General features: G+C 60.7%; 12 protein-coding genes. 10 read left to right on the top strand and 2 right to left on the bottom strand.

Going from position 1 to position 12,245, the window contains the following annotated elements:
- Positions 1-55: 55 nt before the first annotated feature.
- The 9 genes from FFR93_RS23570 (at position 56) to FFR93_RS23530 (ending at position 9,946) form a co-directional block, all read left to right on the top strand.
- On the top strand, positions 56-634 hold the full coding sequence (locus FFR93_RS23570) for an exopolysaccharide biosynthesis protein (protein ID WP_171049247.1): 579 nt from the start codon (positions 56-58) through the stop codon (positions 632-634).
- 111 nt (positions 635-745) lie between these two features.
- A complete protein-coding gene (locus FFR93_RS23565) occupies positions 746-1,699 on the top strand; it encodes a sugar-binding transcriptional regulator (protein WP_138394973.1) in 954 nt (317 codons plus the stop codon).
- A gap of 145 nt (positions 1,700-1,844) precedes the next feature.
- A complete protein-coding gene (locus FFR93_RS23560; protein ID WP_064708620.1) occupies positions 1,845-3,155 on the top strand; it encodes a sugar ABC transporter substrate-binding protein in 1,311 nt (436 codons plus the stop codon).
- 134 nt (positions 3,156-3,289) lie between these two features.
- Positions 3,290-4,162, top strand: coding sequence for a sugar ABC transporter permease (locus tag FFR93_RS23555; protein WP_138394972.1), 873 nt, complete (start codon positions 3,290-3,292; stop codon positions 4,160-4,162).
- 3 nt (positions 4,163-4,165) lie between these two features.
- Positions 4,166-4,996 (top strand): carbohydrate ABC transporter permease, encoded by an 831-nt coding sequence (locus tag FFR93_RS23550; RefSeq protein ID WP_138394971.1) that lies wholly within the window; start codon positions 4,166-4,168, stop codon positions 4,994-4,996.
- 16 nt (positions 4,997-5,012) lie between these two features.
- A complete protein-coding gene (locus FFR93_RS23545; protein WP_064708622.1) occupies positions 5,013-6,011 on the top strand; it encodes an ABC transporter ATP-binding protein in 999 nt (332 codons plus the stop codon).
- An 82-nt stretch (positions 6,012-6,093) separates the two neighbouring features.
- Positions 6,094-7,575 carry a mannitol dehydrogenase family protein gene (locus FFR93_RS23540; RefSeq protein ID WP_138394970.1) on the top strand — a complete coding sequence of 494 codons (1,482 nt, stop codon included), beginning with the start codon at positions 6,094-6,096 and terminating at the stop codon, positions 7,573-7,575.
- 98 nt (positions 7,576-7,673) lie between these two features.
- Positions 7,674-8,363 carry an HAD family hydrolase gene (locus tag FFR93_RS23535; RefSeq protein ID WP_138394969.1) on the top strand — a complete coding sequence of 230 codons (690 nt, stop codon included), beginning with the start codon at positions 7,674-7,676 and terminating at the stop codon, positions 8,361-8,363.
- Positions 8,363-9,946, top strand: a complete 1,584-nt coding sequence (locus tag FFR93_RS23530; protein WP_138394968.1) for an FGGY-family carbohydrate kinase — start codon at positions 8,363-8,365, stop codon at positions 9,944-9,946. The genes FFR93_RS23535 and FFR93_RS23530 overlap by 1 nt, the downstream gene beginning before the upstream one ends.
- Before the next feature lie 25 nt (positions 9,947-9,971).
- On the opposite strand, the gene FFR93_RS23525 is transcribed toward FFR93_RS23530, so the two are convergent.
- Complete coding sequence (locus FFR93_RS23525) at positions 9,972-10,826, bottom strand: MurR/RpiR family transcriptional regulator (RefSeq protein ID WP_064694231.1); 855 nt, start codon at positions 10,824-10,826, stop codon at positions 9,972-9,974.
- A gap of 234 nt (positions 10,827-11,060) precedes the next feature.
- On the opposite strand from FFR93_RS23525, the gene FFR93_RS23520 reads away from it, so the two are divergent.
- Complete coding sequence (locus FFR93_RS23520) at positions 11,061-11,774, top strand: sulfate transporter family protein (RefSeq protein WP_064712233.1); 714 nt, start codon at positions 11,061-11,063, stop codon at positions 11,772-11,774.
- Between the two features lie 27 nt (positions 11,775-11,801).
- On the opposite strand, the gene FFR93_RS23515 is transcribed toward FFR93_RS23520, so the two are convergent.
- Positions 11,802-12,203, bottom strand: coding sequence for a VOC family protein (locus FFR93_RS23515; RefSeq protein WP_138394967.1), 402 nt, complete (start codon positions 12,201-12,203; stop codon positions 11,802-11,804).
- Between the last annotated feature and the right edge of the window lie 42 nt (positions 12,204-12,245).

Raw genomic sequence — 12,245 nt, 5'->3', positions numbered from 1 at the left:
TAGACGCAGAAGACCACGTCCGCCACGTCCCAAAGGCCGCCGCCTCTCAGCTGTCCTGCGGCAGCTGGCAGGCGACCGAAGCCGGGAGTGGATTTCGATCGGCGACGTGTTCCAGACGATGGGCGACCGGGCGATCAGCGCCCTGATGCTGATTTTCGCGCTGCCGAACGCCTTCCCCACCCCGCCCGGCACCTCGGCCGTGCTCGGCGCACCGCTGGTTTTTCTGGCGGTGCAATTGACCTTCGGGCTCAAACCCTGGCTGCCGAAGGCGATTGCGAACCGCTCGATGCGGCGGGAGGATTTTGAGGCCATCGTCGGGCGCATCCACCGCTGGCTCGCCTGGGCGGAGCGCATGCTGAAGCCGAGGCTTGCGATCTTCGCCGAGCCGCCGGCGGAGTATTTCGCCGGCCTTGCCTGTCTGCTGCTTTCTCTCGTGCTGGTTCTGCCGGTTCCGCTCGGCAACATCCTGCCGGCGATCACCATCTCGGTTTTCGCTTTCGGTATAATGGGCCGTGACGGGCTCTTCGCACTCATCGGCTTCATCATGACGACCGTGTCGCTCGTGATTGCCGGCGGTGTGATTTACGGTCTCGCGAAGGCGTCGATTTATTTCGTCATGCAATGGTTCGCCTGAGCGGTGGCGTCAACAGGCTCGACTTTTTCAAGAATTTTGTTTTGATCTGACGCGATAGAGACTCACATCATGCCGGCGGCAAGCCGGCTCATTTTGCGCGGTAGGCATCATATGGCAAAAAGATCCGAGACCCCTGCGCGGCTCGACGATGCGGCCCGTGCCGGCTGGCTATATTACGTCGCCGGGCGCACGCAGGACGAAATCGCCGCCGCGATGGGCATCTCACGGCAATCGGCGCAGCGGCTGGTGTCGCTTGCAGTCGCCGAGCGTCTGATCAAGGTGCGGCTCGATCATCCCATCGCCGCCTGCCTCGAGCTTGCCAACCAGCTGCGACGGAAATTCGGGCTGAAACATGTGGAGGTGGTGCCGAGCGATGCGGGTTCCTCATCGACCACCGTCGGTATCGCCGAGGCGGCCGCGGCCGAGATCGAGCGCTGGCTGAAGCGGCCGGAGCCGATCGTGCTGGCGGTCGGCACCGGCCGCACGCTGAAGGCGGCCGTCGACCAGCTTCCGGCGATCGAATGTCCCAATCACCGGATCGTCTCACTGACCGGCAACATCGCGCCAGACGGCTCAGCCGCCTATTACAATGTCATCTTCAGCATGGCGGATGCGGTCAAGGCGCGGCACTATCCGATGCCGCTGCCGGTGCTCGTCACCTCGGCCGAGGAACGGGAGCTGCTGCATGGCCAGCAGCTGGTGCGTTCAACGCTCGACATGAGCGCGCAGGCCGACGTCACTTTCGTCGGCATCGGCGAACTCGGCATTGACGGGCCGCTCTGCGTCGATGGTTTTCTCGAGAAGGACGAGATGATGGAATTGATGCGCGGGGGCGCTGTCGGTGAAATCTGCGGCTGGATCTTCGACGTCGACGGCAAGCTGCTCGACAACCCGATCAACGAGCGCGTCGCCTCGGCGCCGATCCCGTCCCGCGAGGCATCGATTGTCATCGGGCTTGCCAAAGGCAAGCGCAAATTCAAGGCGATCAGAGCTGCCCTCGTCGGCCATCAAATTAACGCGCTGATCACCGACGAAGAGACTGCTGAGTTTTTGCTCAGAGGTTGAGCAAAAAATATTATAATCAAATCAAGGGGAAGGATATCGCCTTCGGCATCGCAGCAACGATTGCTGATTGACATTTTTTGTCCGGTGGTGAGTAATTGCTCATGAGCAAAGCGAATGCTCACATCTCATCTTCTGGGAGGAAGATATGACATTGAGAACTTTCCTGCTGGGCGCCTGCTCAGCACTGGCGTTTGCCGGCATGGCTTCGGCCGAGACGCTGACAATCGCGACCGTCAACAACGGCGACATGATCCGGATGCAGAAGCTGACGGATGACTTCAAGGCGAAGAATCCCGGCATCGACCTTGAATGGGTGACCCTCGAGGAGAACGTGCTGCGCCAGAAGGTCACGACCGACATCGCGACCAAGGGTGGTCAGTATGACGTTCTGACGATCGGCACCTATGAAGTTCCGATCTGGGCAAAACAGGGCTGGCTGCTGCCGCTCGACAATCTCGGCGCCAATTACGACGTCGAGGACCTGCTGCCGGCAATCCGCAGCGGCTTGACCACAGACGGCAAGCTCTATGCGGCGCCGTTCTACGGCGAAAGCTCGATGGTCATGTACCGCAAGGACCTGTTTGACGCCGCCGGTCTGAAGATGCCGGACGCCCCGACCTGGGACTTCGTGGCGGATGCTGCCCGCAAGATCACCAATAAGGACAAGGAAATCTACGGTATCTGCCTGCGCGGCAAGGCCGGCTGGGGCGAGAACATGGCCTTCCTGACCGCCATGTCAAACTCCTTCGGCGCCCGCTGGTTCGATGAAAGCTGGAAACCGCAGTTCGACCAGCCCGAGTGGAAGGAAGCACTGGATTTCTACGTCAAGCTGATGAAGGACGCCGGTCCTCCAGGCGCTTCTTCCAACGGCTTCAACGAAAACCTGGCGCTCTTCCAGACCGGCAAGTGCGGCATGTGGATCGATGCCACCGTTGCCGCGTCCTTCGTGAGCAATCCGAAGGAATCCACCGTCGCCGACAAGGTGGGCTTCGCGCTCGCCCCCGACAAGGGCCTCGGCAAGCGCGGCAACTGGCTCTGGGCCTGGAACCTCGCCATCCCGGCAGGCTCGCAGAAGGTCGAAGCCGCCGAGAAATTTGTCGCCTGGGCAACGAGCAAGGAGTACACCAACCTCGTCGCCGAGAAGGAGGGCTGGCTGAACGCACCTCCCGGCACCCGCACCTCGCTTTACGCGAATGCGGAGTACCAGAAGGCTGCTCCCTTCGCCAAGATGACGCTCGATTCGATCAACTCGGCGGATCCGACAAAGCCGACCGTGAAGCCGGTCCCCTATGTCGGCGTCCAGTTCGTGGCGATCCCGGAATTCCAGGGCATCGGCACGGCAGTGGGCCAGCAGTTTTCGGCAGCCCTTGCCGGCCAGATTTCGGTCGATCAGGCGTTGAAGAGCGCACAGCAGCTGGCAACCCGCGAAATGACCAAGGCCGGCTACATCAAATAAAACCTCCTGAGAAGGCGGATCCTTGACAATCCGCCCCTCTGGGCCGCCGATTGCCCGAACCGCATCGGCGGCCTCTTTTCCAGACAAAGCTGCCTTGCGGCCGCTCCCCGCTTCAGATCAGATCGGTGATTGCCATGGCAACATTACATACTCGCTCCGCGGCGCGCCTGATGATTGCGCCCTCCGTGCTGTTCCTTTTTGCGTGGATGATCGTTCCGCTCGCGATGACGATCTATTTCTCGCTCCTGAACTACAATTTGCTCAGCCCCGGCATGGAGAGCTTTGTCGGCCTGCTGAACTACGAATATTTCCTTTCCGATCCGGCCTTTATCGCCGCGCTGATCAATACGCTGCTGCTTGTCGCCGGCGTTCTTGTCATCACCGTCGTCGGCGGCATCGGCTTCGCGCTGCTGCTCGATCAGCCGATGTACGGCCAGGGCATCGTGCGCATCCTCGTCATCGCGCCCTTCTTCATCATGCCGACGGTGGCAGCACTCGTCTGGAAGAACATGTTCATGAACCCGGTCAACGGCCTGTTTGCGCATCTTGCGAAGGCGTTGGGCCTGCAGCCGATCGACTGGCTTGCGAATGCGCCGCTGTTGTCTGTCATCCTTATCGTTGCATGGCAGTGGCTGCCCTTTGCCACCCTCATCCTGCTGACCGCGCTGCAGTCGCTCGACGAGGAGCAGAAGGAGGCGGCGGAAATGGACGGCGCCGGGGCGATCTCGAAATTCATCTACATCATCCTGCCGCACATGGCCCGCGCCATCACCGTCGTCATCCTGATCCAGACGATCTTCCTGCTTTCGGTCTTCGCCGAAATCCTCGTCACCACCAATGGCGGGCCGGGCACCGACAGCACCAATCTCACCTATCTCGTCTATGCGCAGGCGCTCCTGCAGTTCGATATCGGCGGCGCTTCGGCGGGCGGCATCGTCGCGGTCGTGCTTGCCAACATCGTTGCGATCTTCCTCGTCCGCCTCGTCGGCAAGAATCTGGAGGCTTGAGAGATGGCCAGAAAAGCCTCTACCCGGCGCAAGGTCATCGTGACCGCAATTGCCTGGACGCTCGGAATCCTAATCTTCTTTCCGATCCTCTGGACGTTCCTGACGAGCTTCAAATCGGAAGCCGACGCTATTGCCTCGCCGCCGCAGTTCCTGTTCTTCCATTGGACGGCGGAGAACTACGCGGAGGTGCAAAGCCGGTCGAACTACCTCAGCCACTTCATGAATTCGGTGGTCATTTCCTTCGGCTCGACGCTGATCGGTCTCATCATCGCCATTCCGGCCGCCTGGGCGATGGCGTTTTCGCCCACCAAGCGGACGAAGGACGTGCTGATGTGGATGCTCTCGACCAAGATGATGCCGCCTGTGGGCGCACTGATCCCGATCTATCTGATGTTCCGCAATTCCGGCCTGCTTGACACGCGCACAGGGTTGGTGATCGTGCTGACGCTGATCAATCTGCCGATCATCGTCTGGATGCTCTACACCTACTTCAAGGAAATTCCCGGCGAGATCCTCGAAGCGGCGCGCATGGACGGGGCGTCGCTGATGAAGGAGATTGTCTATGTGCTGACGCCGATGGCGGTGCCGGGCATTGCCTCGACGCTGCTCCTGAACATCATCCTTGCCTGGAACGAGGCCTTCTGGACGCTCAACCTCACCGCCTCGAAGGCGGCGCCGCTGACGGCCTTCATCGCCTCCTATTCCAGCCCCGAGGGCCTGTTCTACGCCAAGCTTTCGGCCGCCTCGACCATGGCGATCGCGCCGATTCTGATCCTCGGCTGGTTCAGCCAGAAGCAACTCGTCCGCGGCCTGACCTTCGGCGCAGTGAAATAAGAAAAGGGAGAGAAACATGGGCAGCATTACCCTTCAGAAGGTTTCCAAGGTCTTCGGCGAAGCCAAGGTCATCCCTTCGATCGATCTCGACATCAACGACGGCGAATTCGTCGTCTTCGTCGGCCCATCCGGTTGCGGCAAATCCACACTGCTCAGGCTGATTGCCGGCCTTGAAGATGTATCCGGCGGCAAGATCGTCATCGACGGCAGGGACGCCACCGAAACGGCTCCTTCAGAGCGCGGGCTTGCCATGGTGTTCCAGTCCTACGCGCTCTATCCGCATATGAGCGTGCGCAACAACATCGCCTTCCCGCTGAAGATGGCGGGCGTCGACAAGGCGGAGATCGACCGCAAGGTGGCGGATGCGGCGCGGGTGCTGAACCTCACCGACTATCTGGAGCGCAAGCCGCGCCAGCTTTCCGGCGGTCAGCGCCAGCGAGTTGCGATTGGCCGCGCCATCGTGCGCCAGCCTTCGGCCTTCCTGTTCGACGAACCGCTGTCGAACCTCGATGCTGCACTTCGCGTCAACATGCGTCTCGAGATCAGTGAACTGCATCAGCAGCTGAAGACGACGATGATCTACGTCACCCACGATCAGGTCGAGGCCATGACTATGGCCGACAAGATCGTCGTGCTGAATAGGGGCAATATCGAACAGGTCGGCTCGCCGCTCGAGCTCTACAGCCGCCCGCGCAACCTTTTCGTCGCCGGCTTCATCGGCTCGCCGAAGATGAATTTCATCAAGGGCCAGAACGCGGCCGAGCTCGGCGCACATACGATCGGCATCCGCCCCGAACATATATTGCTGTCGATGGAGACCGGCGACTGGAAGGGCAGGGTCGTCGTCGCCGAACATCTTGGTTCCGACACCTTCCTGCATATCGACGCCGACGGGATCGGCATGGTGACAGCGCGCGGCAGCGGCGATTTTGCCGCGCAAGCAGGCGATACAGTCTATCTGACGCCGGACCGGTCGCGCATTCACAAATTCAACGAGGGCGGCCTTGCCATCTGAGCAGGCGGCCGGCTGGGGGCAGGCATGCGAGCCGGGCGAAGGCGCCCGGCCGTCTCGGCAAGACCTTCAAGAGGATTGAAACATGACGTGCAAATTATCGCTGGCAACGCTTTCGGACGCGGCGCGCACTGCCGCCATCCCTTCCTATGACAGGGCGTCGCTGAAAGCCGGCATCGTGCACTTCGGCGTCGGCAATTTCCACCGCGCCCATCAGGCGATCTATCTTGACGATCTCTTCAACCAGGGCGTCGATCACGACTGGGCGATTATCGGCGCCGGCATTCTGCCATCGGATGCCGCGATGCGCGAAAAGCTTGCGGCGCAGGATTTCCTGACGACGGTGGTGGAGCAGGACAACAATAAAACTGCGGCGCGCGTCACTGCGCCGATGATCGACATCCTGCCGGTCGGCGATCCCGCCGCGATCATCGCCAAGCTTGCCGATCCGGATATCCGCATCGTCTCGCTGACGATCACCGAGGGCGGTTATTTCATCGATGCGTCAGGCACGTTCAATCCGGCCCATCCCGATATCGCCGCCGATGGCCAAAATCCCGGCGCGCCGAAGACGGTCTTCGGCCTGATCGTCGCCGGCCTGAAGGTTCGCAAGGAGAAAAGCATCCGGCCCTTCACCGTGATGTCCTGCGACAATATTCCTCATAACGGCGTCGTCACCGCTAATGCCGTGGTTGGCACGGCAGCGCTTTCCGATCCCGCTCTTGCCGACTGGATCACGGCCAATGTCGCCTTTCCGAACGCGATGGTCGACCGTATTACGCCGGCGACCGGTCAGCGGGAGATCGATTTCCTCAAGGACAATTTCGGCATCGAGGATAACTGGCCGGTTTATTGCGAAGAATTCAAGCAGTGGGTGCTCGAAGACAAGTTCACGGCCGGCCGGCCGGCTCTCGAAAAAGTTGGTGTGACCTTCGTTCCCGATGTTACGCCTTACGAACACATGAAGATCCGCATCCTGAACGGCGGACATGCCGCGATCGCCTATCCGGCGGCGCTGATGGACATTCACTTCGTGCACGATGCCATGGAGGATCCGCTGATCCGGGCTTTCCTGGCCAAGCTCGAGAAAGACGAGATCATCCCGATCGTGCCGCCGGTGCCGAACACCTCACTGACGGATTATTTCGACCTCATCGAACATCGGCTCCTCAATCCGAAGATCGCCGACACTATCCCGCGTCTGGCACAGGACGGTTCGAACCGCCAGCCGAAATTCATCCTGCCGTCGACGCTCGACAATCTGCGTCAGGGCAGGGACGTCATCGGCCTGGCGCTTGTCTCGGCCCTCTGGTGCCGCTACTTCGGGGGCAAGACCGACAGCGGCAAGGATATCGTCTTCAACGACGCCAGCGCCGGGCGCCTGCATGAAGCGGCGCTGAAGGCAAAGGGTGATCCTTCGGCCTTCCTCGTCTTCGACGATATCTTCGGCGAGGTGGCGAAGTCCGAACTTTTCCGCAAGCGTTTTGCCCATGCGCTCAAAAGCCTGTGGGAAAAAGGCACGCGTGAGACGCTGCAGCTCTATCTCGACGGCAAGCTCGCAGTGTAAGGGAGTCCACATGGCGGCATCCGCTGCCGCCATTCATCCTGCCTTGCGAGCGAAGCGGGACGGTCACGTGTCGGAATTGAACTCAGGTTGGGTCTTTCATGGCTGATGCTGAACCACGGCTGGTCATCTTCGATTGCGACGGGGTGCTCGTCGACAGCGAGCCGATCTCAATCAGCGTGCTCGTGCGGGCGATGAGCGATCTTGGCGTGTCGATCACCGAGGACCAAGCCTATGAGCGTTTTCTCGGCCGCAGCCTGTCGACCCTCATCGATACGCTGGAAACCGAATTCAACATTCACGCCGGCGAAGAATTCCTGGAGCGCATCCGCACCGATCTCTACGCGCGCTTCCGCAGCGAACTGAAGCCGATCGACGGCATCGCCGCGACGATCGACAGGCTTGGTATTCCTTACTGCGTTGCCTCTTCAAGCCAGATGGAGCGAATCCGACTATCGCTTTCCGTCACCGGGCTTCTCGACAGGCTCCCCGACATCTTCAGCGCGACGATGGTCAAACGCGGCAAACCCGCGCCGGACCTCTTCCTGCATGCGGCCAGCCAGATGCATGTCGAACCCGAAGCATGCCTTGTCATCGAGGACAGTCCAGCCGGTATTGCCGCCGCCAAGGCGGCCGGCATGACTGTCTTTGCCTTCACCGGCGGATCGCATGCGAATTTCGCCGGATACAGGGCCGAACTCGACCGACTTTCGCCGGAAGTCGTGTTTGACGCCATGCCGGATTTGATACACCTTGTCCGCAACCATAAGCTGGACGGGACCGAGATTTGATGCGTGATCATGTGGTTGCGGTGGATGTCGGCACCGGCAGCGCGCGCGCCGGCGTCTTCGATGCCAGCGGCCGTTTGCTGGCCAAGGCCGAACATCCGATCGTAATGAACAGGCCGCGTGAAAACCACGCCGAGCACGATTCCGAAGACATCTGGTCGGCCGCCTGCAGAGCAGTTCGCCAGGCGGTGGAGCAATCCGGTATCTCAGCCGCGTCAGTCGCGGCGATCGGCTTCGACGCTACGTGTTCGCTTGTCGTCCGCGATGTCGAAGGCCGGCAGATCAGTGTATCCACAAGCGGCGAGCAGCGTTTCGACACCATCGTGTGGCTCGATCATCGGGCGCTGAAGGAAGCCGACTTCTGCACGGCGACGGAGCACGGAGTGCTCGAACATTCCGGCGGGGTCATGTCGCCGGAAATGGAAATGCCGAAGCTGATGTGGCTGAAGAAGAAGCTGCCGTCGACATGGGAAAATGCGGGATATTTCTTCGATCTTGCCGATTTCATGACCTGGAAATCGACGGGATCGCCGGCCCGCTCGCGCTGCACGGTGACGGCAAAATGGAACTACCTCGCCCATCTCGAAAGGGGATGGCAGCAGGATTTCTTGCAGCGGATCGGGCTCGACGATCTTCAGACTCGCGGCCGGTTGCCGAATGAGACCGCGCCGGTCGGCGGCAGTATGGGCCTGTTGACGCCCGATGCGGCCGAGGCGCTGGGGCTGACCACTGAGTGCCATGTCTCCGCGGGAATGATCGACGCCTATGCCGGCGCGCTCGGGGCGCTCGGGGGTTATGCCGCCGATCCTGTAACACGCGAGCGCCAGTTGGCGCTGATCGCCGGCACTTCGAGCTGCATCGTCGCCTTTTCACGGCAACGCAAGCCGAGCCACGGCATGTGGGGCCCCTATTATGAAGTCGTCTTCCCGCGGTCCTGGCTGGTGGAAGCCGGGCAATCTGCGACCGGAGCGCTGCTCGACCATGTCGTGCGCATGCATGCGGCCGGTGGTGAGCCGACGGCGGCGTTGCACCAGAAAATCGTCGCGCGCATCGCCGAATTGCGGGCAGGGGAGGGCGACGCTTTCGGCGAGCGCATTTTTGTGCTGCCGGACTTTCACGGCAATCGCTCGCCGCTTGCCGATCCGCATGCCGTCGGTGTGATCAGCGGCCTGACGCTGGATACGTCATTCGACGGGCTCTGCGCGCTCTATTGGCGGTCTGCCGTCGCGATCGCTCTCGGCATCCGCCATATCCTGGAGAAGATGAAGGAGTATGGCTACGTGCCCGATACGCTGCATATCGCAGGCGGACACGTCAAGAACCCGGTGCTGATGGAACTCTATAGCGATGCCACCGGCTGCAAGGTCGTGGTGCCGAAGATGAACGAGGCCGTGCTGCTCGGCACCGCGATTGCGGCATCCGTGGCCTGCGGTCTGCACGAGGATTTGGCGGCAGCCGGCGAGGCGATGTATCCGGGGGGCAACGAACGGCTTCCCGACAAGGCGAAACAGGCGCTTTACGACCGCGATTATCGCCGTCTTCTGGCCATGCATCGGCACCGCGCCGAACTGGAAGCGTTGCTCTAGACGAGCGCTGAAGGCGCCCGACTATTTAGTGGTTCGCGGTCTCGCCGAGAACGGTCGCGAATTCCAGCATGCGGCGGCGCCGAAGGGCTGCCTCCTCTCCGACTTCGAGAATGACGGATTCCGACAGGCAATCGAGCAACGCGATCAGCGGCGGAAGATTGTCGAGATCGGGGGCGCGTGCCGGCGGCAACGGCAGCATGACGTTTGACTGATCCGCCATCCAGTCCGCTTGCTGAGGCGAAATCAGCACGACCTTGTAGCCGTACCGCCGCGCGGTTCTGGCAAGCAGCCGTGCCTTGGCGAAACGGCGGCAGTCGATGATGACGAGCAAAGCATCGTCGACGGCCTGCCGGGCGAAGAGTTCGGCAAAACGGTTGTCGGTGGCATCGAGCGTGCGTACGCCATCGCGGGCTTGCGTCAGCCGCTGGCAGAAATGATTGGCAAGACTGGCGAGCCGCGCATGCGTGGCGATCGATACTTCGCGGGCGGTGCTGATCAGGCGGACGGCTTCCGCCCAATGCGGCTGCGCCGTCAGATGATAGATGTGATGTAGGGCCTGGATCTGTTCTGCGACGAGCACGGCAAGCGGCTTGCCCTCCGCGGCATCCGCGTGCAGCTCGCTCATGGCACTCTGCAGCTGCGCCGGCGATGTGGTCACGGTTTCGCGAATCTCCACCTTTACGCTGTCCAAACCCTGATAGCCGAGCGCGCGCAGGAAGCGCCCGACGGTCATCGGCGAGAGATCCAGCCTGTCGGCAACAGACGCCGCCGTCTCAAAAGGCAGGTCGTTCAAGTGCTCGGAGAAATATTTCGCGATACGACGCTCGGCCGGTGTGCCGCTTTTTACGTATTGCCTGAGTTTGTGCACAAAGTCTTCCACGTCAGCCTCCCCGTATTTCCTCAGAGGCGTTCCGTGGATGCGCTATCGCGACCCCTTGTCTTGGCAACTATTTTCGGAAGCTGCTTCTCAGGTCCATGCGTATTTCTGCGTCTGATAATATTATATTAGTTCTAATATTGCGACAAGTTTCTATTACAGCCTGCAATTTTATTCTCTCTTGCCGGTGGCATTCGCCTTTCCTACATCTTCTGCGCAACCGGAGACGCCGAAGAAATGATTCTTGATGCCGCACGCCTTTCGCTCGCCAATCTGTTCGCGCCGGAGACACGCTCGGTCTTCTGGAAGGTGCTCGGCCTGACGCTTCTCGTGCTCGTCGGCCTATGGTTTGCGCTACGTGGGGCCTTCATGGCCTTCCTCTTTCCCTGGCTCACCAGCTTCTTTCCCGAAATGCCGGATTGGGCGGGGTGGTTCGCTCTGGTCTTTGCGATCCTGGCCGGGATCGGCCTTGCGCTCCTGCTGGCGCTGCTGCTTTCGCCGGTAACGGCACTGATCGCAGGCCTTTTCCTCGACGATGTCGCCGAGGTCATCGAAAAGCGTGATTATTCCGGCGACGCACCGGGCGCCGCCATGCCGATCGGCCCGGCGATGGCAAGCTCGATCAAATTTTTGGGGGTGGTGATCCTCGGCAATATCGTGGCGTTGTTGCTGCTGTTCATCCCCGGCGTCAATCTGGTCGCTTTCTTTTTGGTGAACGGCTATCTGCTCGGACGGGAATTCTTCGAATTCGCCGCCATGCGCTTCCGACCGCAGCATGAGGCACGGCTCTTCCGCGCCAAACATGCGCCGACCGTCTTTCTCGGCGGGCTGGTCATCGCACTCTTTTTGGCGATCCCTGTGGTCAACCTGCTAACACCTCTCTTTGCTGCGGGCATGATGGTGCATCTGCACAAGCTGATTTCCGCAAAGGACGCCGATTTTCGCGCCTGAGGCTCAACTCGGTAAGGCTGATGCCTCTTACATTGCGGCGAACTCGGCGCTCGGCGGTAGAGGTTTAATGACGTCGATCAGCACGCCATTCGGGTCGGCGGTAATGAAGTGCCGCTGGCCGAATTCCTCGTCGCGAATCTCCCGCAGGATCGGGAGGTTTGCGCTGCGGCAGGCCGCGTAGACCGCATCTACATCGGCAACCTCGAAATTGAGGAGCAGGCCGCTTACTTTGCCGTGAGCCACGGCCGGTATGGTTTCGTGGCTGCCATCGAGAATGGCAAGAGCGACATGCTTCTCCTCTTGCGACTGCAGGTGAACGTACCAGTCGCTCTCGAACACCGCCCTGAAGCCGAAATGCGCGCAATAGAAGCGGGCGGAACCAGAAACGTCTTCGGTCATGATGACAGGATAATAGCTCGTCGATTTCATCCGGTTTCTCCTTACATACAAACTGACTGTATGTTTTTCTTC

Origin of the sequence: Rhizobium sp. MHM7A, from assembly GCF_005862215.1 — a bacterium.
Classification (GTDB): domain Bacteria; phylum Pseudomonadota; class Alphaproteobacteria; order Rhizobiales; family Rhizobiaceae; genus Rhizobium; species Rhizobium bangladeshense.
Note: the sequence above shows the minus strand (reverse complement) of the source record. Positions and strands in the feature narration are given on the sequence as shown.